Annotated in this window: 20 protein-coding genes and 3 pseudogenes; 6 read left to right on the top strand and 17 right to left on the bottom strand. The window is 63.2% G+C overall.

The features are described from left to right. Positions 1–27 precede the first annotated feature (27 nt). The 3 genes from HV744_RS17435 to HV744_RS17445 all read right to left on the bottom strand — a co-directional run bounded on the left by HV744_RS17435 (position 28) and on the right by HV744_RS17445 (position 3229). Positions 28–1596: a tetratricopeptide repeat protein gene (locus tag HV744_RS17435; protein WP_175150716.1), complete on the bottom strand. Its 1569-nt coding sequence runs from the start codon at positions 1594–1596 to the stop codon at positions 28–30. A 101-nt stretch (positions 1597–1697) separates the two neighbouring features. Continuing rightward, entirely contained in the window at positions 1698–2417 is a 720-nt protein-coding gene (locus tag HV744_RS17440; RefSeq protein WP_175150717.1) for a hypothetical protein, read from the bottom strand. A 170-nt stretch (positions 2418–2587) separates the two neighbouring features. Beyond that, positions 2588–3229, bottom strand: a complete 642-nt coding sequence (locus HV744_RS17445) for a DsbA family oxidoreductase (protein ID WP_175150785.1) — start codon at positions 3227–3229, stop codon at positions 2588–2590. A gap of 236 nt (positions 3230–3465) precedes the next feature. Between HV744_RS17445 and HV744_RS17450 the strand changes: the two genes are divergently transcribed. Then, positions 3466–4215 (top strand): 2OG-Fe(II) oxygenase, encoded by a 750-nt coding sequence (locus HV744_RS17450; protein WP_175150718.1) that lies wholly within the window; start codon positions 3466–3468, stop codon positions 4213–4215. Between the two features lie 96 nt (positions 4216–4311). On the opposite strand, the pseudogene HV744_RS17455 reads toward HV744_RS17450, so the two are convergent. Both HV744_RS17455 and HV744_RS17460 read right to left on the bottom strand, forming a co-directional pair. After that, positions 4312–4422, bottom strand: a pseudogene (locus HV744_RS17455) (LLM class flavin-dependent oxidoreductase); the annotation flags it as partial. Positions 4423–4518: 96 nt separating this feature from the next. Beyond that, positions 4519–6885: a DNA polymerase II gene (locus tag HV744_RS17460; RefSeq protein WP_175150719.1), complete on the bottom strand. Its 2367-nt coding sequence runs from the start codon at positions 6883–6885 to the stop codon at positions 4519–4521. Positions 6886–7107: 222 nt separating this feature from the next. Here HV744_RS17460 and HV744_RS17465 point away from each other — a divergent pair, with 222 nt between their 5' ends. Next, on the top strand, positions 7108–7533 hold the full coding sequence (locus HV744_RS17465; protein WP_175150720.1) for a PRC-barrel domain-containing protein: 426 nt from the start codon (positions 7108–7110) through the stop codon (positions 7531–7533). 243 nt (positions 7534–7776) lie between these two features. Here the strand turns inward: HV744_RS17465 and HV744_RS17470 are convergent, their stop codons facing one another. The 7 genes and pseudogenes from HV744_RS17470 to HV744_RS37365 all read right to left on the bottom strand — a co-directional run bounded on the left by HV744_RS17470 (position 7777) and on the right by HV744_RS37365 (position 14407). Beyond that, positions 7777–8787 (bottom strand): DUF2891 domain-containing protein, encoded by a 1011-nt coding sequence (locus HV744_RS17470; RefSeq protein WP_175150721.1) that lies wholly within the window; start codon positions 8785–8787, stop codon positions 7777–7779. Positions 8788–8797: 10 nt separating this feature from the next. Continuing rightward, positions 8798–9688, bottom strand: a complete 891-nt coding sequence (locus HV744_RS17475) for a DUF979 domain-containing protein (protein WP_343056430.1) — start codon at positions 9686–9688, stop codon at positions 8798–8800. Between the two features lie 174 nt (positions 9689–9862). Then, a pseudogene (locus HV744_RS17480) lies at positions 9863–10171 on the bottom strand (NAD(P)/FAD-dependent oxidoreductase); the annotation flags it as partial. A 33-nt stretch (positions 10172–10204) separates the two neighbouring features. Continuing rightward, positions 10205–11659, bottom strand: a complete 1455-nt coding sequence (locus HV744_RS17485) for an aspartate aminotransferase family protein (protein ID WP_175150722.1) — start codon at positions 11657–11659, stop codon at positions 10205–10207. Positions 11660–11724: 65 nt separating this feature from the next. Continuing rightward, positions 11725–13059 carry a glutamine synthetase family protein gene (locus HV744_RS17490; protein ID WP_175150723.1) on the bottom strand — a complete coding sequence of 445 codons (1335 nt, stop codon included), beginning with the start codon at positions 13057–13059 and terminating at the stop codon, positions 11725–11727. 32 nt (positions 13060–13091) lie between these two features. Next, positions 13092–13886, bottom strand: coding sequence for a gamma-glutamyl-gamma-aminobutyrate hydrolase family protein (locus tag HV744_RS17495; RefSeq protein WP_175150724.1), 795 nt, complete (start codon positions 13884–13886; stop codon positions 13092–13094). A gap of 299 nt (positions 13887–14185) precedes the next feature. Then, entirely contained in the window at positions 14186–14407 is a 222-nt protein-coding gene (locus HV744_RS37365; protein ID WP_425497749.1) for a hypothetical protein, read from the bottom strand. 340 nt (positions 14408–14747) lie between these two features. Between HV744_RS37365 and HV744_RS17500 the strand changes: the two genes are divergently transcribed. Then, entirely contained in the window at positions 14748–15299 is a 552-nt protein-coding gene (locus tag HV744_RS17500) for a cupin domain-containing protein (protein WP_175150725.1), read from the top strand. An 89-nt stretch (positions 15300–15388) separates the two neighbouring features. After that, positions 15389–16882 carry an aldehyde dehydrogenase gene (locus HV744_RS17505; protein ID WP_175150726.1) on the top strand — a complete coding sequence of 498 codons (1494 nt, stop codon included), beginning with the start codon at positions 15389–15391 and terminating at the stop codon, positions 16880–16882. A 36-nt stretch (positions 16883–16918) separates the two neighbouring features. On the opposite strand, the gene HV744_RS17510 is transcribed toward HV744_RS17505, so the two are convergent. Together HV744_RS17510 and HV744_RS17515 are read right to left on the bottom strand one after the other, a co-directional pair. Further along, positions 16919–17971, bottom strand: coding sequence for a VTT domain-containing protein (locus HV744_RS17510; protein ID WP_425497756.1), 1053 nt, complete (start codon positions 17969–17971; stop codon positions 16919–16921). A gap of 297 nt (positions 17972–18268) precedes the next feature. Then, positions 18269–18688, bottom strand: a complete 420-nt coding sequence (locus tag HV744_RS17515; RefSeq protein ID WP_175150727.1) for a cupin domain-containing protein — start codon at positions 18686–18688, stop codon at positions 18269–18271. 223 nt (positions 18689–18911) lie between these two features. Here HV744_RS17515 and HV744_RS17520 point away from each other — a divergent pair, with 223 nt between their 5' ends. Next, complete coding sequence (locus HV744_RS17520) at positions 18912–19517, top strand: peroxidase-related enzyme (protein ID WP_175150728.1); 606 nt, start codon at positions 18912–18914, stop codon at positions 19515–19517. An 87-nt stretch (positions 19518–19604) separates the two neighbouring features. Here the strand turns inward: HV744_RS17520 and HV744_RS17525 are convergent, their stop codons facing one another. Both HV744_RS17525 and HV744_RS17530 read right to left on the bottom strand, forming a co-directional pair. Next, positions 19605–20855, bottom strand: a complete 1251-nt coding sequence (locus HV744_RS17525; RefSeq protein ID WP_175150729.1) for an MFS transporter — start codon at positions 20853–20855, stop codon at positions 19605–19607. A 106-nt stretch (positions 20856–20961) separates the two neighbouring features. Then, positions 20962–21900, bottom strand: a complete 939-nt coding sequence (locus tag HV744_RS17530) for a LysR substrate-binding domain-containing protein (protein WP_175150730.1) — start codon at positions 21898–21900, stop codon at positions 20962–20964. Between HV744_RS17530 and HV744_RS17535 the strand changes: the two genes are divergently transcribed. Then, entirely contained in the window at positions 21899–22099 is a 201-nt protein-coding gene (locus tag HV744_RS17535) for a hypothetical protein (protein ID WP_175150731.1), read from the top strand. The two genes, HV744_RS17530 and HV744_RS17535, sit on opposite strands and share 2 nt — an antisense overlap. Before the next feature lie 107 nt (positions 22100–22206). On the opposite strand, the pseudogene HV744_RS17540 reads toward HV744_RS17535, so the two are convergent. Beyond that, a pseudogene (locus HV744_RS17540) lies at positions 22207–24178 on the bottom strand (putative bifunctional diguanylate cyclase/phosphodiesterase). Positions 24179–24239: the final 61 nt, after the last annotated feature.

Genomic DNA, 24239 nt, shown 5'->3' on the forward strand with positions numbered 1-24239 from the left:
GGGCGCTCGCCGTACGTAGGGCGCCGTTCAGGCGCCTCGCAAAGCGTCGAGCTCTGCGCGAAGCGCAGCCACTACGCCCGTCCAGTCACCTCGCGTCGTTTGTCGAAACAAGCGTGCCTGTGCATACCAGGGACTATCGCTTCTGTCGAGTTGCCATCGCCAGTCCGGCATGAACGGCAAAGCGATCCATACGGGCTTTCCGAGCGCCCCCGCCAGATGCGCTACAGCCGTGTCGACGCTGATGACGAGGTCGAGGCGAGCAATCAGCGCCGCCGTCTCGGCGAACGTAGTGAGCCGCGCGGACACATCGCGCAGCACCGCGCGTTGTTCAAGCTGCGCGAGGCACGCACGATCGCTGTCGCGTACATCCTGTTGCAGCGCGAGGAAGTCCGCGTCGGCATCTAATAGCGGCTTCAGTTGCTCGAGTGAGATAGACCGGTTGCCGTCATTCACATGCGTCCGGCTGCCCGACCATACGATCCCGACTCTCGGCCGTCGCGCAGAGCCTGCAAACAAATCGTCCCATTGACGCACCAGCGCGTCGTCTGCGTGAACATAGGGACCGGTCACCGCGAGATCGGATGCACGAACCTTGAGCGCAAACGGGAGACTCAGGGTCGGAATGTGATAATCGAAATGCGGCACTTGTCCTGTCTCGCCGATGACTTCGGCCGCACCCGGATAGTTCTTGAGAAGCGGCAGCAGTGCATCCTGAACCCGCAACACGACGCGAGCTCCAGCAGCACTGAGTCGATCCACGAAGCGTACGAATTGCAGCGTGTCGCCGAACCCCTGCTCGTGATGAACGAGTATTGTCCTGTCACTTGTCGGTTGGGTGCCGGTCCATAAGGTGCTCTGCGGAAAACCGTGGCTACCGGTGCCATCGAGCCAGCGCCATTCGTATTCGCGCCAGCCGTGTTCGAATTCGCCAAGCAGCAAATTCGTCTGAGCCCGATTGGTGCGGGCGCCGACGTCGTTCGGATCGAGCGAAAGCGCCTTCTTGAATTGAAGCAACGCCTCGTCAAAGCGTCGCAGATCTCGCAACGCGACACCAAGATTGACGTATGCGCGCACGAAACGCGGCTTGAGCGCGATCGCCCGCCGGTAGGCGTCCAGTTCGTCCTCATAGCGCTCCAACTTACCGAGCAGCGAGCCGCGGTTGTAGTGCGCTTCGGCTGACTGTGGCTGGATTTTGCACAGATGCACCAGGATTTCGAGTGCACGCTGCGGTTCGCCAAGCTGTATCAGCGACATTGCGACGCCGTGCAATGAAGCGGCATGGTTCGGAAACTGGGCCAGGCAGCGTTCGAAAAGCGCTATCGCGTCAGCGTGACGCTGCGCCAACTGACACATCTGCGCGGCGAAATTGAGTTGGTCCACCGACATCGACATGTGCGCCGATGCCTGTATCAGATAGTCCGCTGCGCGTGCATGATCGCCCTGTCTGGCGGCGATGTAGCCGAGGCCCGCAAGCGCTTCACTGTGGTCGGGGACGCTTGCCAGAATAACGTGCAGCAGATGTGCGGCATCGTCGAATTGACCGGCCACGAGGTTCTTTTGCGCGGCGGCGAGAGCGTGTTCAATGTCGTGATTCATGGCGATGTAGGGCGGTGCAAACTGCGATCTGTCGACGGGGTGGAAATGCCTCATTGTACGGGGGCGCGTAATGCGGGCCTCCAGATCGAAACCCGTTCGCGTCAGCCGCCCGAGAGAATGGCTTCCGCTATTTCATAGCGCTCGTCGCCGATGGAGATCAGATTAACGTCGGCGTTTTTCCTGGCGATGATCTTCCCCGGCATTGGCCGATCGGTTGCTCTCGTCGCCGTGCCGACGACTGTGCCATCGGCGCCGAAGAAGATCGTCCGGGTACCGCCTCCGGGCCAGTAGACCGTGACAATCGCCGTGCGATCGCTGTTACGCACGACGCCGAATCTGCACATGCTGGTGGACTGTCCCGCACGACGCGCGCATGGCAGCGTCCCCGTCGCGCTGAAAGCCGTTCCCTTCACCTGTGCGTGCCTGCTCTTGTGGCCGGGCGCAGCACTACCCATCGTCCCTTCCGTTGGAATCGAAATCAGCGTAACGCCATCCGCTTCGCCGACCACATGCCCGCGCCGGTCGTGAAGAATTGCACGCACACTGGCGCTATCGTCACCGCCAGGACAACCGACCAGCGTCGCCATATGGTCGAGGTAGGCGGAAGTCGCGGGCGACTCGCCGAGTCGGCGGCACGCATCTCCCGCGTTGGGATAGCCGTTGCCGAAGGGCGCAAGCGATGCGGGCCAGGCGAAAGGCTCAGGCGCGTCTGCAGCGCTTGCCAGATTATTCGCCGAGCCGGCCGCGACGAACGCAACCGCAGCGAACGAGACTGCTGCGAACGTTGCGGTCGAACGGAAAGTTTTGCTGGCGTTCCCCATCGGACTTCCTCCTTGCGTCGCTCCCGGCATGCAATATCAGCGCCGAGCGGCCCGATGCAGCCCCCGACACGTAGACTCACATTGGGCCAACTGCCAGCCGCGCTCAGACCGCATCCCCTAACCACGAGACCCCGCCCAGCCAACTCCCTCTGTCGGAGCCGTCACAAACCCTACGCGTCGGCCAAAACCTGCTCGATGACCTTCACGAACTCTTCCACAGGTTGCCCGCCCGTCACCAGATACCGGCGGTTAAAGATAATGGCCGGCACCGACTGAATGCCCATCTGCTGGTTATTCTGTTCTTCCGCGCGAACCTCATCGCCATAGGCTCCGCTCGTCAGTACGTCGCGCGCCTCGGCGGCGTCGAGTCCCACGGATTGCGCCGCTTCGACCAGCACGTCCTGATTGCTCGGGTCTTTGCCCGCGGAATGATAGGCCTGTAGCAGCGCCAGCTTGAGCGGCAACTGGCTGCCTTTGATACCGGCCCAATGCAGCAGGCGGTGCGCATCGAAGGTGTTATAGACGCGCGTACGCGGGCCGAAGGCAAAGCCGACGCTCGCGCCGCGCTCGCGGATCATGGCTTGCGTTTCTGCGATCTGCGCCGGTGTGCGCCCGTACTTTTTGCCGAGATAGTCGACAATGGCCTCGCCGTCGGGCCCCATCCGCGGATTCAGCTCGAACGGGTGCACGGCTATCTGAGCGTCGACGCTGTCGCCAAGACGTGTTAGCGCAAGTTGAAGCGAGGATAGGCCGATCGCACACCATGGGCATGCGATATCGGAGACAAAATCGATGGTGAGTGGTTGTTTCATTGCGGTCCTTACTGGAATGACGCGTTGCGCGGCCGGCATGGCGCAAGCGCAACAGAGGCAGACAGCGTAGCCTGAATTGCGAGGTCTTGCAGGACCGCGTGCTGATCGCAGCACATGCGCCAGCGCTGCCGAATTTGACCGCAAGACCCGGAGTGTTTTCTTTTTACCGCACCTTTACACTGACTCGACCAACCCAATTTCATGGAACGGGCTATTAGTACAGCCGCGAATCAAGTATGAACTCACGTAACGCGCAAGCCTCCGCCATTGCATCCGCAGAAACGATCACGCAAAGGATCAGCGCACTCGACTGGCGCAGCATCGAACGGGATCTCGACCTGTACGGATGCGCCGCCGTGCCCGGACTCGTGACGGCGCGGGAATGCGACGCGCTGGCGGCCCTCTATTCACGCGACGATCTCTATCGAAGCCGGGTTGTCATGGCCCGTCATGGCTTTGGCCGTGGCGAATACAAGTACTTCGACTATCCGTTGCCGGACATGATCGGCGAGCTGCGCACGGCGATCTATCCGCACCTGGTGTCGGTGGCAAACCGGTGGAATCAGGTCATGCAGATCGGCGTGCGCTATCCGGCGAAGCACGCGGATTTCATTCGGCGTTGCCATGACGCCGGCCAGCTCCGCCCGACGCCGTTGATCCTGCAGTACGGCGAGGGCGACTACAACTGCCTTCACCAGGACCTTTACGGCGAACATGTCTTTCCGCTTCAGGTCGCCATTCTGCTGTCGGAGCCGGGGCGGGATTTTACCGGCGGCGAGTTCGTCATGACGGAGCAGCGTCCGCGTATGCAGTCACGTGCGGAAGTGGTGCGGCTGGCGAAGGGTGATGCGGTGATTTTCACGGTGAACAGCCGGCCAGTCCAGGGGACGCGGGGTCCGTATCGCGTCAATCTGCGTCATGGCGTTAGCCGGTTGCGCTCGGGTCGTCGGCATACGGTGGGCGTCATCTTTCATGACGCGCTGTGAGTTGAATTTGATGAAGCCGAGCCTCTTTGATAGCGGAAATCACGAGTCCATCGCGGGTGGCGATCAGGCCGCAATCGCACGCGCTGCGTGGCGCGCTCCGTGACTGAGCATGTTGACGGAAAGCGCCGCCTTGGCGATATGCAGCGGGTGACGCAGCGTGAGCACGATTGCGCCGCTCACGAGAGTGATACGCTGGGTGTTCGCGGCTGCCCGCTTGCCGTTGCCAGCTTTCGACTCCTTCATGTGGACGTTTCGAGCGGCCCTGGTTCATCGAATCGCACCAGGCCCGACGCTGGCACTGCATCAGAACAACTGCCTCTGCCCCGACATCAACGTCGTAAAGTCATCGCGCAGCAGCGGCAAGATCGCATCGGCGACGGGCTGCAATTGCCGCGTCAGATAGTGTTCGTAATCGATCGCCGAGCGCAGCGTTTCCAGCGGTTCAGGTCCGGCGATCGTCATCACATAGCTGATCCAGCCGCCGTTCTGATATTGCAGCGGGCGTCCCTGGCTGCGGTTGAACTCGTCCGCGACGCGCGCCGCGCGCACATGCGGCGGCACGTTGCGTTCGTAATCGCCGAGCGGTCTGCGCAGGCGCTTGCGATACACGAGCTGAGCGTCGAGCTTGCCTTCGAGCGTGTCGCGCACATAGTCGCGCACATAATCCTGATACGGCTGCTGTTTGAAAATGCGCCGGTAAAGCTCTTGCTGAAACTGCTGCGCGAGCGGTGTCCAATCCGTGCGTACCGTTTCGAGTCCCTTGTAGACGATCTCTTCGCCGCCGTCCGGCAACACCGTCAGTCCGGCATAGCGTTTCTTGCTGCCTTCCTCGGCGCCGCGAATCGTCGGCATGAAGAAACGCTGATAGTGCCGCTCGAATTGCAACTCGAGCGCGCTGTCGAGCCCGAACCGCGCTTGCAGATTCTGTCGCCACCACGCATTGATATGCTCGACCAGCGCGCGGCCGATGCGGCCGGCTTGTTCCTCGCTGTGCGCGTGCTTCAGCCATACGAAGGTCGAATCCGTGTCACCGTAGATGACCTCGTAACCTTCGGCCTGAATCAACTCACGCGTGGTATGCATGATTTCGTGACCGCGCATCGTGATCGACGACGCGAGACGCGGGTCGAAGAAGCGACAGCCGGTCGAGCCGAGCACGCCGTAAAAGGCGTTCATGATGATCTTCAGCGCTTGCGAAAGCGGCTTGTCGTGCTCGCGTTTGGCCGTCTCGCGACCTTGCCAGACCTGCGCGACGATCGACGGCAAACAATGGCGCGTGCGCGAGAAGTGTGCGCCGAGAAAGCCCGGCACCGAGCGATCGTCGGCGGGGTTCAGCATGCCTTCGACGAGACCCACGGGGTCGATCAGAAAGGTGCGGATGATCGACGGATACAGGCTCTTGTAGTCGAGCACGAGCACGGAATCGTAGAGGCCGGGGCGCGAATCCATCACGAAGCCGCCGGGGCTCGCGGCGCCGGCGACATCGCCGAGATTGGGCGCGACGTAGCCTTGCCGGTGCATGCGTGGCATGTACAGATGCGTGAACGCCGCGACCGAGCCGCCGCTGCGATCCGCGGGCAGGCCGGTCACGCTGGCGCGCTCCAACAGAAACGGCAGCAGTTCCGTCTTCGCGAAGATGCGTGTGACCAGCTCGCAATCCTTCAGGTTGTACTGTGCGAGCGCGGGCTTGTCCTCGTCGAAGCGGCGCTGGATTTCGTCCATGCGCTGATACGGATTGTCGATCGACTTGCCTTCGCCGAGCACCGAGCGCGCCACGTATTCGAGGCTGAACGACGGGAAGCTCCATGTCGCCGAACGCAGCGCCTCGATGCCGTCGATGATCAAACGTCCCGCGGCGCCCGCAAAAAAGTGATTCCGCGTAAGGCCGTGTTCGCGCCATTCCATCACCGCACCGCCGCGGCCGAGCCGTAACGGCACGCGATATTGTTCAGAGTGTTGCTGCAGCACACGCAGATCGAACTGCACCAGATTCCAGCCGATGATCGCATCGGGGTCGTGCCGCTCCATCCACAGGTTCAGTTTTTCGAGCAACTGGGCGCGGGTTTCGCAGTATTCGAGGTCGAAGTCGAGCCCGTTTGCGTCGCCGTTCGGCGGCCCCAGCATATAGACCTGACGCTGTCCGCAACCTTCGAGCGCGATCGAATAAAGCTCGGCCTGCGCGCTGGTTTCGATGTCGAGCGAGACCAGCTTCAACGGCGGACAATAGCCGGCGGCCGGCTTCAATTCGCTGTTCAGCAGCACACCGCTGTTCTGCGACTCGCCGCCGAACCACACCGGCGCGGTGATGAAGCGCTCCATCATGTAGCGCTCGGGCGGGAAGATGTCGGCTTCGTAGACCTCGACGCCGCCTTGCTTCAGGCGTTTTTCGAAGCCCGTCAATTGCCGGTACTGCGGGCAGTAAAGCCCCATCACCGGCCGATGCTGGAAGTCGCACAGTTCGAGCGGACGCAGATCGAGCGGCATGTCACGGCGCAGGATCGTTTCGGCGCGCTCGCGATGTTCGGCAGGAATGAACGCCACCGAAGGCTGAGGGCGCAAGCGGATGTGACGAGGCCCGCCGTCGGTTGCCAGCCAGAAATCGATTTCCGTGCCGGCGGGCGTGTCCCGCCAATGTCGGGTCAAAATGAAACCCTGCTCAAGCTCAGTCAAACTTCCACCTTTAAACCGGCGTCATCGCCTTGCGCGATTTTACCGCCCTGCGCGGTGAGTGGTGATGATGCGCGAGGCGCTGGCCGTGCAGCACTCAAGCGCTGCATTCAGGCGTAGCTACCCTGACTGCAGCCGCGCGAGGTAGTCTGTATGATCGTGCTGCAGCGATTCCTTCGGCGCGGAGCATGCGCCGGTCAATCTACCAGGAACGGAGTGAACCAGATGACGTTGGGCAAACTTGTTGTCGTAGCCGCGGTAGCGGCAACCAGCGTGGGTGCTCAGGCGCAGGTCGCCGGCACGCAACCGCTGAGCGTCACGGTCGAGCAGTCCAATGCGCTATTGAGCGGCTGGAGTGTGAAGAAGAGCATTCTCGGCAAGGTCGTGTACAACGACCAGAATGAAAAGATCGGCACGGTCCGCGATCTGGTGATCGCGCCCGACGGTTCGCTGTCCGCTGCGATCGTGTCCGCTGGCGGCTTCCTCGGCGTGGCGTCGCATGACGTCGCGGTGCCGATCGCCGCGCTCGATATTCGCGAAGGGAATTTCTATCTGGCCGGTGCGACCAGGGCGGCATTGAAGGCGACGCCCGAGTTCCAGTACAACAAGGTTCAGACGCCGCCGAAGCCGAAGAAGCCGACGGGGCAGTAATGCGGGCAGCCGGTTCATTAGCCGGCTGGTTTGCGATTAGCGGGTTGCTCGATTGAGCCGCGCATGAATGAGCGGCGCCGGCGGCGAGAAACGCTTGGCAGGGTGCAAACCGTTTTACGCTTACGGCGCCGCAATTGCATTGTACGCAGACTACGCCGGTCGGCGCGACGCAGATCGGGTCTGTAAATCAGGCCTCAAATCAGGCGACTCGAATCACAGCCTCAAATAAGGCCTGCACCTGATTCAAGCTTCCAACGCAAGCGTTGCGAACGTGCCCAGCCAGTGCTCGCCCATATAGTCGCCGGCCACATGGGGCAGCGCGCTTTGCAGATGACGCTCGGCGGATTCGAACAACACTGTGCGGCGAATGTCGCCAGCCGGCAGCGCCCGCGCCAGCGAACGTTGGCACCACGCGCGGCTCAGATTCAGGCCGTCCAGATGCGCAATCTTGCCGTCGGTACGATCGGTCACGGTGACGGGTTCGAACAGCGTCGCGGGCTTTTTCGCGCCGAGATCCGGCAGAAAGCGCCCGAACCAGTCGACGAACTGCGCGGGCGGCAACACGCGTCGCATCAATTCCGCTTCCATCAACGAAGGCGACAGGAACTCGTCGCCGGCGGGCTCCCATGCCTGACACGCGACGTCGTCCAGGAACCAGCGCTCCGCGGTACTGACGAGCAGCGCTTCGAGCGAGTTGCGCGAAGTCTGCCGCGCGAAATCCAGCGTAAGCGCGAGCGCGAACGCCATGTTGAAGTGCGTCCCCACGCGTAGCGGGTAGGTTGCTTTCGGCAGAAACTCCTCGAAGCGTCCGACGAAGGCTTCGGTGAGCGGCGCAAGAATTTTCGACCAGCGCGCCGCTTCCGAGAGCTTCAGCGCTGTCAGTTGCGCGCTGAGCGCCAGCAGCCAGGCCCAACCATACGGCCGTTCGAAACCGCGGTTGTGCGGCAGGTCGAGATACGCGCGTTCGCCGGCCACATTGTCAGCGGTGAAATGCTCGTCCACCACCGCGATGATGCGAGCGGCTTCAGGCAGGTCGGGAAAGCGCTCCAGCAGATGCAGGATCAGCCAGTAGCCGTGCACGCACGAATGCCAGTCGTAGCTGCCGTAGAAGATCGGATGCAGAGCGCGCGGGCCCTGTACGTCTTGCGGCCCGGCGAGCGAGTGCGTCAGTTTGTTCGGATATTCGCGTGTGAGGTGAGCGAGCGCGAGATTGGCGAATCGGGACGCGGATTCGCGAGTGAGTTGAACGGTCATCGGCGGCTCCTCAAAAGCGGAATACGAGCAGGTACAACAGTATGGTATTGACGATCAACAATAGTAAAGCGGTCGGCCATTGCGCCTTGATCACGCCATTCTGGTCTTGCAGCTCCAGCAGCGCCGCCGGCACGATATTGAAGTTCGCGGCCATTGGCGTCATCAGAGTGCCGCAGAAGCCGCACAGCATGCCGATCGCGCCGAGAATCGCGGGGTTGCCGTTGAATTGATGCACGATCAATGGCAGGCCGATACCGGCGGTCATCACCGGGAAGGCGGCGAACGCGTTGCCCATGATCATCGTGAAGATCGCCATGCCGAATGTATAAGCCGCGACCACCGCGAACGCGGAGTCGACCGGAATCCACGTTTTCACCAGATCCGACACCACATGGCCCACGCCGGCAATCGCGAACAGCGCGCCGAGCGCGGCCAGCATCTGCGGCAGAATCGCGGCCCAGCCGACGGTATCCATCGTGTGCCGGGCGTCTTTGAGCGCGTGCACCGGCGAGTCGCGCAGCATGAACAGCGCCGCGCCGAACGCGACCAGCGTGCCCAGCACGAGCGAAATCAGCGTGACGTTCTTCGCTTCGACGAACGGCGCATATTTCAGCGTCAATGTGCCGACGAGCGTAATGACTGGAATCAGCAGCGCCGGGATGAACAGCTTGTTGCCGAAGCGCTGCGCGTTCGCTTCGCGGCGCGCGGCGGCCGCTGCGCTGTTGCTGTCGGTGCGGCCTTTGCCGAGCTTGCCCGAACCGGCGATCAACGCGAGTGCGATCGCGAGGCAGCCCATCACGAAGTGCGGCAGTTCCCCGCCGAACATGAAGGTGATCGCGTAGATGCCCGCTACGCGCCCGCGCCGCAACCGGTCGCACGGGTGCGGCGGCGGAGTGTGCAAGTTTGCGACGGCTAGCGGGCGACGAAATCTAACACGAGAATTTATCGATAAATAGTCGTTAAATTCCGTTTATCGGGTAAACACCAAGAACGCAGAGGTGAGGCCGAGCGGGAAGGGGTGAGGCGACGGGAGCAGTGTGAAAGGCGCGAGCCACGCTGTGATCGCGTTGGCCGCCGCCGGCCCCCGCAACGCGGGTCCGCCCGGAACGCGCGCATGCCTTAAGCGCGCAAACAGATCGAAAGCCGCCGTCTCACCAGCCATCGCTTTCGTCACCACGCGCCCGGCGATTCCGGTCAGCGCGACGCCATGCCCCGAAAACCCCTGCACGTAGAAGTAGTTCGGATCTATCGAACCGAAGTCGGGCGCGCGATTGCGCGTCACATCGACGAAGCCGCCCCACGCATGGTCGATTTTGACATCGTCGAGTTGCGGGAAAGTCTTCAGCATATCGCGGCGCATCGCTTCGCCGAGGTTGCGCGGGGCGAACGGCCGTAACCGAAACGCCGCCGTGCATCGTCACGCCATTTTTTCAGCGCATTGTGCGGTTGCGTCGATCGCCGCTTTGGCTTTCGACACGATTTCGTCGATTTCCAGCTTGCTGATCACGAGCGGCGGCGACAGCAGCATCCGGTCGCCGGTCGCGCGCATGATCAGATTGCCGTTGAAGCAGAAGTCGCGGCAGATCGTGCCGACGTCGCCGCCATTGGCGAAGCGCTTGCGCGCTTGCGGGTCTTCTGCGAGTTGCAGACCGGCCACCAGACCCGCGCCGGAGATCTCGCCGACGATCGGATGGTTGGCGAAGGTGTCGCGCAGCTTCTTCTGGAAGTACGGACCGGTATCGGTCTTGACGCGCTCGACGATCTTCTCGTCGCGCAACAGCTTGAGATTGGCGAGCGCGACGGCCGCCGCCACCGGATGGCCGGAGTAGGTGAGGCCGTGATTGAAGTCGCCGTTTTCGATGATCGCTTTGGCGACGCGGTCGTGCAGGCCGACCGCGCCCATCGGCACATAGCCGCTCGTCAGACCCTTCGCGAGCGTGATCAGATCCGGCTCGAAACCGAAGTGCTGATGCGCGAACCATTCGCCAGTGCGGCCGAACCCGCCGATCACCTCGTCGGCGACCAGCAGAATGTCGTACTTGCGGCAGATGCGTTGGATCTCCGGCCAATAGGTCGAGGCCGGGAAGATCACCCCGCCTGCGCCCTGGAAAGGCTCACCGATAAACGCGGCCACGTTGTCCGCGCCGATCTCGAGGATCTTCGCTTCCAGTTGCTGCGCGCGAGCCAGCGCGAATTCTTCCGGCGTCTGATTGCCTTGCGCTTCGCCGAAGAAATACGGCTGATCGATGTGCACGATGTTCTCGACTTTCGACGGCATCTGTTCGTGCATGTAACCCATGCCGCCCAGCGTGCCGCCCGCGATCGTCGAGCCGTGATAGCCGTTCTTGCGCGAGATGACGAACTTCTTCGCGGGCTTGCGTTGCGTCGCCCAGTATTGGTGAACGATACGCAGCACCGTGTCGTTGCCTTCCGAACCGCTGTTGCAGTAGAAGAAGTGATTGAACGGCTCAGGTGTCAGCTCTGCGAGCAACGCCGACAGTTCGATCACCGGCGGGTGCGTGGTCTTGAAGAAAGTGTTGTAGTACGGCAGTTCCTGCATTTGCCGGTACGCGGCGTCGGCGAGTTCCTTGCGGCCATAGCCGACGTTTACGCACCAGAGTCCGGCCATGCCGTCGATAACCTTGTTGCCTTCCGAGTCCCACAGATAGACGCCTTTGGCTTTGACGATCACGCGGCTGCCGCTGCGATTGAGCGCGCCCATATCCGAAAACGGATGAATGTGATGCGCGGCGTCGAGTGCGCGGTAGTCGGCGGTGCTGCGTGGCGCGCTTTGTGCGGCTTGAGTGTTCGCGGCCGGTTGCGCCGCTTGCGCCGGTTGCACGTAAGCGACTTCTTCGGTTCTGTAGCTCATACTGCCTCCAGTTTTTTGCGTTTTCATTTGCACATGACGTCGTGAATAATCGCTTGATGGCGGGCTTAGACGTGCAACAGCAAATGCCGGCGTTCCCACGAACTGATTACGCGGAAAAACGCTTCGTATTCGGTTTCTTTCAAAGCGAGGAAGGCTTTGACGAACTTCTCGCCGAGCACTTCGGCGATCGGCTCGCAGGCGCCCATCAGCGTCAGGCCTTCTTCGAGATTGCGCGGCAACTGATACGGCAATTCGTAACCGTCGCTGAGCAGCGGCTCGGTGGCGTCGAGTTGCTGGGTCATGCCGAGATAGCCCGCGGCCAGCGTCGCGGCAATCGCCAGATATGGATTGCAGTCCACCCCCGGAATGCGGTTTTCAATGCGGCGCGCGGCCGGCCCCGAATGCGGAATGCGGAAGCCCACCGTGCGGTTGTCGTAACCCCACGCGACGTTGATCGGCGCGGCCATGAAGCGCGACAGACGGCGATACGAATTGATGTACGGCGCGAAGATCGGCATCAGGGCCGGCGTGTACTTCTGCAAGCCGGCGATATAGCTCGTGAACAGCGCGGTCGGCTTGCCGTCCGCGCCGGTGAACACATTGCGGCCGGTTTCTTCGTCGACGAGACTTTGATGCATGTGCATCGCCGAGCCCGGTTCGCCTTCCATCGGCTTGGCCATGAAGGTCGCGTACATCTTGTGGCGCAGCGCCGCTTCGCGCACCGTGCGCTTGAACAGGAACACGCTGTCGGCGAGCTTCAGCGGATCGCCGTGCATGAAGTTGATTTCCATCTGCGCGGCGCCGACTTCGTGAATCAGCGTGTCGACTTCCAGTTCCTGCACCTCGCAGTACTCGTAGATGTCTTCGAAGAGCGGATCGAATTCGTTGACCGCTTCGATCGAATACGCCTGACGTCCGGTCTCTGCACGACCCGTACGGCCGATCGGCGGTTGCAGCGGCAGGTCCGGGTCGCGGTTCATGTCGACCAGGTAGAACTCGAGCTCGGGCGCGATGACCGGTTTCCAGCCCTTGGCCTTGTACAGTTCGAGCACGCGGCGCAACACGCGGCGCGGCGAGATCGCGACCGGCGTGCCGTCGAAGTGAACGCAATCGTGAATCACCTGGGCGGTCGGGTCGACGGCCCACGGAATCATCCGGATGGTGCTCGCGTCGGGCACGCAGACCATGTCCGGGTCGGTGACGCCGGTGAGCGTGCCGTCTTCCGGATAGTCCCCGGTGACGGTCTGGATCATCACCGCCTGCGGCAAGCGCATGGACTCGCCGGATTCGAACTTGCTGCGCGGAATGATCTTGCCGCGCGCGATCCCGGCCATATCCGGAATGATCGCTTCGATTTCGGTGACGTGATGCTTCTTCAGAAAATCGTCGATGTCATGCATGATTATTCTCTCTGTCTGGGTGCGCGACCGGCTCAGGCATGCGTGGCGGCGGCGGATGCCGCGCCATAGCCGGCCTTGGTGCGCATTCGAGCGCGGCAGGCGTCGCCGAACGCGCGAAAGATCGCGGTGGACAGCGCGTCGTCCGCATGCTTCCACTCCGGGTGCCACTGCACACCCAGCGCGAACGCGCGCGCATGCGTCACGCTTACCGCTTCAATCAGTCCGTCCGGCGCAATGGCTTCGGCCGTGAGGCCGAGGCCCAGCCGCTCGACGCCCTGGCCGTGCAAGGAATTCACCCGCGCTTCATTCGTGCCGCCCGCGAGGCGCTGCAACAAGCCGCCTTGCGCCAGCGTGATCGAATGCGACGCCGCGTATTGCACGTCGAGGTCGTCTTCCTTGTTCTCGCGATGGTCGTTCAGGCCCGCCACCGCGTGAACGCTTTGATGCAGCGTCCCGCCGAATACCACGTTCATTTCCTGAAAGCCCCGGCACACGGCCAGCACCGGCACGCCGGCGGCGATCGCCGCGCGCATCAGCGGCAGCGTCGTCGCATCGCGTGCGGCGTCGTGCAGCGTGCCCGGCGCGCTGGGGTGGCCGCCGTAGCGGTGCGGCTCGACGTTCGAGTAGCTGCCGGTAAACAGCAGGCCGTCGACCGTGGCCAGCACGTCTTCGGCGCACTGCCGCTCGCCGAGCGCCGGCAGCAGCATCGCCAGCGCCTGTGAGCCGTCCACGATCGCGGCGATGTATTTCTCGCCGACCACGTGCGATGGGTGGACTCCCATCATCGTTCTGTCGGCGCTGATGCCGACCAGTGGTTTGTTTCGCATAACGAATAGACGTATCTAGACCCCGCGGAACGCGGCATGAACTGCGTTAAACACAGCGCGGCACGAATCCGCAGCCGGGCGCAACGCGCGAGGCCGCCGGGGTCGTGCAAGCGGTCGTCGTCAACGGAAAACCCGCCGCGCGTGATAACAGAAATGCCGTTCGATTCGATCCGCTGCAGTGCGCGACTCGCGTGATCCGCGCGATGCGCATGGACGGCGCACAGCACCGCGCATGCGCACGGCTCGCAAGAGCGCGCCAATGCAAACGGATGAATCGAACGGCGAAAAGGAGGGAGGCGCTACGGCAGCAGCGAGGCGACTTCGTCCGTGCGCACCGCAATGAAGGCGCGCGCGGAGATAGAGTTGTGACGTCGAACTGAACGGCGGGACAGGATCGTAGAGACGGACAGAAAGCGGCGGAACGCAAGGCTGCCGCTGCTGCCGTCGGCGACGGCGCCGTCAGCGCGAGGACAACTCGCCTGACTACGATTCCATCTCACCAAAGGGCCTCGGACTCTCACGATTACACTCGACTGGCGACGTTGAAAGTATTGAACGGCCTGCTCGAAAATCGCACGGGGCGTTTAAAGAAACAGGACGCCGGGATGATCGTCTCGGACCTGCGCGAACTGAATTCGCCGTGCCGCAAAACATCGTGTGATGTCTCGTCAGGTACACATGACGACCGCCTGAGAATCAGCATATACGAGCCAATAAAGCCGTCAAACCCTTTTTATCAAAAAGGCTGATCAGGGTTTTCCCCAGCGGCGCAACGATTAAAGTGATTAGAATATTCAACACTCATTGGCGCCCATTGATCGAGTTCAAGCGCCCCGCTGTTCAATATCTGAGAACCTCGCGATGTCCATAGAAGTAGCCACCCGTCTGCAATACATCCGCAAGAGGCGTGGCTTGTCTCAGCGCGAGCTCGCGAAGCGGGCGGGGGTGACCAACGGCACGATCTCGCTGATCGAGCAGAACCGCGTGAGCCCGTCGGTCGGCTCGCTGAAGAAACTGCTCGAATGTATACCGATGAGTCTCGCCGAGTTCTTCACCTTCGAGGTCGAAGTGGCGCGGTCGGTGGTGTCGCGCCGTGCCGACACGCCGAACCTCGGCAACGAGTCGATCGAGTTCTATCTTGCCGGTTCGAGTGTGAAAGACCGCAACATGGGCATTCTGCGCGAGGTTTATCAGCCTTTGTCGGACACGGGGCCTGAGATGCTGGAGCACGAGGGGCACGAGGGCGGGGTCGTGGTCAACGGTCAGATCGAACTGACGGTGGACGGCACGACGTGGTTGCTCGACCCCGGCGACAGCTACTACTTCGAAAGCCGTCTTCCGCACCGTTTTCGCAATCCCAGCGCGGAGTATCTCTGCGAGATCGTGTCGGCCAACTCGCCGCCCACGTTATGAAGACTCCGCGCCAACGCGCCGCAACGCCGTTGATTGCCGCATGACGTCGACGCCGGCTGGCGTTGCGCGCATAACATTGAGGCATCCTGATGGAAAAGAAAACTTTCGCTTTCTGGCAAGAGACGGCCGCGACGCTTTCGATCGAGGGCCGTGCATTTATCGACGGCGAATACCGTGATGCCGCCAGCGGCCGCACATTCGACTGCCTGAGCCCGATTGACGGCAAGCTGCTGGCGAAAGTCGCGGACAGCGGCGCGGCCGATGTCGACGCGGCGGTGGCGGCCGCGCGCCGTGCGTTCGATTCGGCCGTGTGGTCCGGCCTCAATCCGCGCCGGCGCAAAGCGATTCTGCTGCGCTGGGCTGCGTCGATTCGCGAGCACATGGACGAGCTCGCGCTGCTCGAAACGCTCGATGCGGGCAAGCCGATCGCGGACACCACCTCCGTCGACGTGCCGGGCGCGGCGTATTGCGTCGAATGGTTTGCCGAAGCGATCGACAAGGTGGGTGGCGAAGTCGCGCCCGCGGATCATCATCTGGTCGGACTCGTGACACGCGAGCCGGTCGGCGTGGTGGCCGCGGTCGTGCCGTGGAATTTCCCGATCCTGATGGCATCGTGGAAGTTCGGCCCCGCTCTGGCCGCGGGCAACAGCGTGGTGCTCAAGCCTTCGGAGAAGTCGCCGCTGACCGCGATCCGGCTCGCGCAACTCGCGCTGGACGCCGGCATTCCCGCGGGCGTGTTCAACGTCGTGCCGGGCGCGGGCGAGCCCGGCAAGCTGCTGGCGCTGCATCACGACGTGGACTGCCTCGCCTTCACCGGCTCGACCAACGTCGGCAAGCAGATCATGCAGTATGCCGGGCAGTCGAACCTGAAGCGCGTGTGGCTCGAACTCGGCGGCAAGTCGCCGAACATCGTCTTGCCGGATTGCCCCGACCTCGACCGCGCGGCCAACGCGGCGGCCGGTGCGATCTTCTACAACATGGGCGAGATGTGCACTGCGGGCTCACGACTGCTCGTGCACCGCGATATCAAGGATCAGTTCCTCGACAAGCTGCTCGCCGCGGCGCGCGCTTATACGCCGGGTAATCCGCTCGACCCGCAAACGTCGATGGGCGCGATCGTCGACAAGCTTCAGCTCGAACGCGTGCTGGGCTACATCGAGGCGGGCCGCGCCGAGGCGAAGCTGTTGCTGGGCGGCTCGCGTGTGAACGAGCAGAGCGGCGGCTTCTATATCGAGCCGACCATCTTCGAGATTCCGGCCGCCGGTGCGAAGGTTGCGCGCGAGGAGATCTTCGGGCCGGTGTTGTCGGTGATTACGTTCGATACGGTTGAAGAAGCGATCAGGATCGCTAACGACAGCGAATACGGTCTGGCCGCGGCGGTCTGGACTTCGAACCTGACTACCGCGCATGAGGTTTCGCGCAAGCTGAGAGCGGGCACGGTGTGGGTCAATTGCTATGACGAGGGCGGGGACATGAACTTCCCGTTCGGCGGCTACAAGCAATCGGGCAATGGGCGCGACAAGTCGTTGCACGCGCTGGAGAAGTACACCGAGCTGAAGTCGACGCTGGTGCGGCTGCGTTGACGGTCTAATGAGTCAGCGCGACTTCGAGCGCCGCGACTACTCCGCCAGCCTCGCACGCACGGTGTATTCGCCCTCGTTGCCGTGATCCTCGATCATGTGGGCCATCGCCGTATTGAAGTCGGGCGGCAGCGGCTCGACCGGATAGCCGCGTTTTTCCCACGCGTCTAGCCCGCCCTTGAGCGCGCGAATATGGTGAATATTCTTGCGGTGCAGCTGGTTGACGATGCGCTTGGCCGTCGCCTCGTTGGGACACACGCAATAGACGACAATCGGCCGCTTCAGCAACTCGGGATGAATCGGGTCGGGTGAATCGAGATCCAGCGGCCGCGCGCCGGCAATCCGGTGCGATTCCTTCTCGCGTACGCTGGATGGACGCGCGTCGAGAATCAGCGGCGGCTCATTGGACTTCATCAACGCGTCGAGCTGGTCCGGCGTAATACGCGTGTGCGCGAGCCAGCGGCGAAACTGCAAACGGCGCACCCAGCGATACAGCAGCGCGGCCACGAAGATCGCCGCGAACGCGTCGAAAATCGTGCCGCCGTTTTGCCGCACGAGGAGCACCAGTTGCACGATCTGATCGCGCAACGCGGCGCCGCCGATCACCCACAGGCTGGCCCACAACGTTGCGCCGACCAGATCCCAGCACAGAAACACGCCGACGCTGATCGCGGTCGTGCCGAGCAGCGGCGCGGAGATCAGGCCGAGACCCGGCAGAAACTTGGCGATGATGAGAATCGGCGCGCCATGGCGTTCATAGGTATTGCGCGCGACGCGCACCGTGGTGTCCAGCGACAGCGAGAAGCGCACCAGGTAGTTCAACAGGCGCCGGCCGTACGCGCGTCCGGTGAAGAACCATAGCGAGTCGGCGATCAGCGTCGCGCCGACCGCGGCGCATATGACGTTGACGTACGACGATTGCCCCATGGCGGCCATGGTTCCACCGAAGATCAGCATCGGCGCGGCCGGAATCGGCGCGCCGAGTTGCGTGACGAGCACGCTCATGAAGACGGCCCACACGCCCAGCGAGGGTGGAATAGCAACCGGAAAATGCCACACAACCGCGCTCCTGAGAATGCAGTGAAGGGAAATGAAATCGCCCGCGCCTGGCCGGCGCGTGGCGGACACGCTGCGCGTGTTCCGTTCCCGCACGACATGGCTGCATGTCCTGCGATGACGCGCACGCATCGGCACGAAAAGCGGATTTAAGCACAGGTGGCGAAAGGACGCAGCGAGAACGGCTGAGCGCCGCGTGGATTCTCGCAGGATGACGTGGTGATGTGCAAGCGCGAACCGGCCCGCGCAGCCGGCCCGGCGCTCGCAAGCCGGGCGACGGGTTTTGCGGTGCGGATTGCGCGGGCCGGGTGTCCTGTCAGTGTCAGTATCAGTTCATGCGTCCGCCGCCGGATCGTACGGCACGACACGTTCGTGTTCGTCCGCATGGTTGCGCGCGACGATGGCTCGCGCGGCGGCGGTGTCGTCGAGATTGAACGGCTGATGCGGCACGCCCGGCGGAATGAACAGGAAGTCGCCCGCCTCGGTAACGACGGACTCGCGCAATCCGGGACCATAGCGGGTCTCGATCCTGCCTTCGAGCATGTAAATCGCGGTTTCGTAGTCGGCGTGAAAGTGCGGTTCGGCATGGCCGCCCGGCGGCACCACGACCATGTACATCGACAAACCCTTGGTGCCCGCAGTGCCGGCTGATATGCCCACGAAGTAGGGCAGCCGCTGGGTCGTCGCCATCTCGTGCCGGTCGGGGCGCACCTTGATGACGGGTGCTCGCGCGTCGTGCAAAACGTCTGACATAGTCGCTCCTGGCATGGTCGCCGCCGCTGGAATCCGGCTGGTGCCGGTCGTCGCGGTTCGGCGCACGCTCCCTGAGAGTGAAAGTCTAGACGATATGGGCGTCGATATCGGACCTTGTCGAGCATGGCGGACGTGACTCTGTCCGCCGGGCACAAAGACGCGGCCCAATTGCCCTGTTGCTACAATCGTCGTCATGCGCCTACAGATATAACGGAGACATCGCATGACAAATGCTCAGCCGATCAGCCGCTACCCCGTGCCCGGGCCGGGCGAATGGCCGGACGACATTCGCGCCCGCATCCTCGAAGTGCAGGAGAAAGCCGGCTTCGTGCCGAACGTGTTTCTGACGCTCGCGCATCGCCCGGACGAATTCCGCGCGTTCTTCGCTTATCACGACGCGTTGATGCTGAAGGAGGGTGGCCTCACCAAAGGCGAACGCGAGATGATCGTGGTCGCCACGAGCGCGGTGAACGAATGTCTGTATTGCGTGGTCGCGCACGGCGCGATTCTGCGCATTTACGAAAAGGCGCCGTTGCTCGCCGACCAGCTCACCGTCAATCATCGCAAGGCGGATATCACCGCGCGGCAGAAGGCGATGCTCGACTTCGCGCTGAAGGTCTGCCGCGCATCCGGCGCGGTCGGCGAGGCCGATTTTCAAACGCTGCGGGAGCACGACTTCACCGACGAAGACATCTGGGACATCGCGGCGATTACCGCGTTTTTCGGCTTGTCGAACCGGATGGCCAACGTCATTTCGATGCGTCCGAACGATGAGTTCTATTTGATGGGACGTGTGCCGAAAGCAGCGGCGGATACGCGTCGAAAATAGCTGCGGTGAACTTGGTTCGGGCTCGGTGCCGGTCGGGGCAAGCCCACACAAGCGTGTCGTGGCGGGATGTTCTCCGTCACCGCATGCTCATGTGCCAACCGGTTCGGCGCGAAGCGCGGGCGTGCTCACCGTGGTGTCGTCGATCGGGAAGTGCAGCATCGCGGCGATCAAGCCGGTGACGACCGTCGCTTCCCACAGCAGCGAATACGAGCCGGTCAGATCGAATACGAGGCCGCCTAGCCACGCACCGAGGAACGAGCCGATCTGATGGCTCAGAAAGCAGACGCCGAACAGGCTGCCGAGGTGGCGCGTGCCAAACACTTTCGCGACCAGTCCGCTCGTGAGCGGCACGGTGCCGAGCCAGGTCAGGCCCATCACGGCCGCGAAAATCACCACGGACGCAGCGCTTTTCGGCAATACAAAGAACGCGCCGATCGTCACGCTGCGAATCAGATAAAGCCAGCCGAGCACATGATGCTGCCGGAACCGGCCGCCCAGCCAGCCGCAAGCCCAACTGCCCGCCATGTTGAACAGGCCGATCAGCGCAAGCGCGGTGGCGCCCAGCCCGACCGGCATATGGCACAGCGACAGGTACTCCGGCAGATGCGTCGCGATGAAGGCAAGCTGAAACCCGCACGTAAAGAAGCCGAGCGTCAGCAGCCGATAGCCGCGATGCCGGGTCGCCTGAGCGAGCACCTCGCGAAGCGGCGCGACCGGCGCCTCCTGAGTGGGCGTGCCGACTTGCGCACGCCGGTCGAGCACGATGCCGAGCGGTGCGATCAGCAGCATCAGGAAGGCCAGCGCGAACAGCGACGCGGCGACACCTGAGCTCAGCCGGATGCCTTGCACGAGCGGAATCATCAGCACCTGTCCCGCCGAACCGCCGGCGCTCACCAGCCCCATCGCCATGCTGCGTTTTTCGGGCGACGCGATGCGGCCGACCGCCGGCAACACGACGCCGAATGTCGTGCAGCTCACGCCGATGCCAACCAGCAGTCCCATGCCGACGATCAACAGTGCGCCACTGGGTGCCACCGCCGCGAGTCCGAGGCCGGCTGCGAAAGTGGTCGCGCCGAACGCGACCACCGGCGCCGAGCCGTAGCGATCGGCAGCGGCACCCGCGAACGGCTGAGCGAAGCCCCATACCAGGTTGTGCAGCGCGATCGCGAACGCGATCAGCGTGACCGGCAAGCCACGGTCGAACGAGAATGGCCCGATGAAGAGCCCGAAGGTTTGCCGGATGCCCATCGCGGCGCTCAGAATCAGCGCGCCGGCGAGGATCACGAGCGTCGTCGGGTTGAAGGCGGGGGCGAAGCGTTTGCTGTTGGCGGTCGACATGGTTCTGATCTCCTTCGACACCATGGTCGCAGCGAGCGTCAGAAGCGGCAAAGGAAAAGATTTCGACGACAGGTGAGCGCGGCTCACCTGTGCGGCCTTGTGCGGTTCAACTCGACGCGCTGCGCGGGCCTGGGCCGCTGGCTTCGGAGGGCGTGTCGAACTGCTCGGCCTCGCTAACGAGCCAGCGCTTGAAATCGAACAGTTCCGGCCGGCGGTCCGCGTTTTCCGCGCTCACCAGCCAGTAAGCCGTGGCGGAGGCAAGCGTTTCAGAACCGGCTTCGACAAGCGCGCCGCTCGCGAGATCGCTATCGACCAGAGGCTTTCTGCCGAGTGCGACGCCGAGGCCCATGCTGGCCGCTTCGAACGCAAGCTGGATCGTGTCGACGCGCAAGCCGCCGGTGGGGTCAATGCCGTCGGCGCCGGTCGCGTCGAGCCACGCCTGCCAGTCTTCGCTCGCGGCGTTCACGTGAATCAGCGTCGCGTGTCGTAGCTCGAGATTGCCGTGCTCGCCGCGCAGGCTTTCCAGATAAGCGGGACTGCATACCGGTACGAGGCGTTCGCCGAATAGCCGCGTCCACGCGGTGCCGGCAACCGGCGAACGGCTCAGGCGAATCGCGAAATCGAAGCCGTCGACCGGAAAGCCGACCTGGCGATGCGACGTGTCGACGCTCACGTTCACTTTCGGCCAGCGCGCGCGAAAACCGGCGAGGCGCGGCAGCAGCCAGCGCGACGCGAAGGTCGGCGCGCAGCTCAACGCGATCGGGCGATCCGCGCGATGGTTCGGCAGGCGCTGCGTGCCGATGGCGATCAGCGAAAACGCTTCGGAGACGTAGGACAGGTAATCGGCACCCGTCGCCGTCAGCGAAATGCCGCGCGGCTCGCGCACGAACAGTTCGACGCCGAGGGCTTGCTCCAGACCGACGATGCCGTGACTGATCGCGCTCGGCGTGACGTTCAGTTCCGCGGCGGCGAGCTTGAAACTCTGATGCCTGCCGGCCGCTTCGAAGAACCGAAGCGCGGGCAGAGGTGGCAGACGAAGCGGCATGTTGCATCCCCAAGGACGGCGCGCGGCGCGCCATGACGGTGGCTCTGGCGCGCCCGGCGCGCGCTGTTTCGCGAAAGCATACCTCGCTGGGCGGTTCTGGTTGTTGTCGGGAGGGCGTGCCGGGTTGCTCGACATGACGCCGGGCGGCCGTGGCACCGATTGGTATCCGAAGCTCGAATACGCGAGCACGCCGCGCTAAGCCGGCGGCCGCGGCACGGCGTTGCGTTGCGCCAGCCCGGCGCAGCACGCTCCGGCACAACACAGCACAGCCCGCACAACCCGGCGCGGCGCGCAGGCGCAGCCGGACTACCCCTGCACCTCCACCGCATAAGCCTGCGCGGGCACCGTCTGCAAGTAGCAGGCAACGGCGCTTGCCCGCATCGGCCGGCTGAACAGATAGCCCTGCACCGCGCGCGCCGAGCGCCTTGACGACCCCGGCTTGCGACGCCGTTTCGAGCCCTTCCACCACACATTCGAGCCCGAGGTTCCTGCACAGGTCGAGCACCGACTTGACGATCTTCTTCGACGCGCTGTTCGAGTCCACGTCGGTCACGAAGCTGCGGTCGATCTTGATCGTATCGAACGGCAAACGATGCACGTAGCTCAGGCTCGAATAGCCGGTGCCGAAGTCGTCGAGCGAAACGCGGCAACCGGCCTGTTTGATCATCGTGAGCGAGCTGCGGGCCTGTTCGAAATCGCGCGTCACGGCGGTCTCCGTGATCTCGAACGACACGCGATGCGGCGGCACGCCGCTTGCCGACACGATCTCGATCAGGCGGCGGGCGCGCGCCGAAGTCGAGATGTCGATCGCGGACAGATTGAACGATAGAAACAGCTCGCCCGGCCAGCGCGAGACTTCGTCGAGTGCTTTGCGCAACAACACTTCGGTGATGCGCAGAATCAGTTCGGTACGCTCGGCAATCCGAATGAATTCTTCCGGCTTGACCGTGCCGAGCCGCGCGTTATGCCAGCGTCCGAGCGCTTCCAGACCGATGGGGCGGTGCGTGAGGAGATCGTAAATCGGCTGGAATTCCAGAAACAGGTCCGCTTCGAGGTCGGCATGGCGCAGTTCCTGGGTGACGAGACTCGAGCGCCGGATGCGCGTTTCATGCTCGGTCGAGAAAATCACCGGCGTTCCGCGACGGCTTTCCTTGCCGAAATACAGCGCGGCGTCGGCGCGTTCGAACACCTGCGCGACCGTCGTGCCGGCTTCCGGAAACGCGGCCCAGCCGATCGTTCCCGACAACTCGGCGACATTGCCGGCCACGCGATACGGCGCGCTGAGCGCGTCGCAAATGCGCTGTCCCAACTCGACGAGCATCTCGTTCGATTGCTTGTGCTGCACGAGCACGCCGAATTCATCGCCGCCGAGGCGCGCAAAGAACAGGCCCGGGTCGGCCTGCGCGAGCAAGCGCAAGCCGACTTCCTGAAGGACCAGGTCGCCGCTCGCGTGCCCGTAGATGTCGTTGACCTGTTTGAAGCCGTCGAGGTCGATCAGCCCGACATTGAAGCCGGTCCCCGTGGCGAGCGCCTGTTCCGACAGCGCGCGCAGCGATGCGAAGAAGCTGCGCCGGTTGGGCAGGTCGGTCAGACTGTCGATGCTCGCGAGCCGGAAGTTGTCGTCGCTGAGCCCCTGCGTTTTCTGCTGGCTCGCCTGCAACTCGCGCTGCGCGTGCACCACGTCGGCGAAGGTCTGGTAATAGAGCTGAATGTTGACGGCAAGCGCGACGCCGACCAGCGTCATGTCGATCGCCATCGCGATGAACACCGGATAGCCGGTGAAAACGAGGAAGGTAAAGAAGCTTAGGATAACGATTGAAAGCAGAAACAGGGCGGCCGTGCGCAGGTGCATCAGGCAGAATACGCAGCCGACCAGCGTGGTCGCCATGTAGAACGCGACCTGCGCCTGCTCGAAGGCGGTGCCGTAAGGAAACAGCAGAAGCGACCAGCTGCTGAACGCGGCGCCGAACATGCCGGCGAGCCAGGTCAGCTTGCGCAATTCGGGCACAGCCTGGTCGTGTGTGAGTACCCGGTGCCGGACGCGCCACCACCGTACGCAACGGATCACGCACAGCGCGCAAAGCGCCGCGGGCACATAGATGGATAACCAGGCTGGCGCACTGCCCAGATGCGTGACCGTGACGGCCATCGTGTTGACGAGCAGGATGAAATAAAGAAGCGGTATCTGACGGCTGAACGCCTGGACTTGCGAGCACACCAGATCGGGGTCGCCCTCCGCGACCGACAGCGCTTCCCTCAATCTGGCTAGCCGAACCATTCCCTTCCCTTTAACGTTTGCGCCGCGCACGCAGCTTTGTATATCGGCAGTGCAGGCGAGA

Origin of the sequence: Paraburkholderia ultramafica, assembly GCF_902859915.1 — a bacterium.
Taxonomy (GTDB): Bacteria; Pseudomonadota; Gammaproteobacteria; order Burkholderiales; family Burkholderiaceae; genus Paraburkholderia; species Paraburkholderia ultramafica.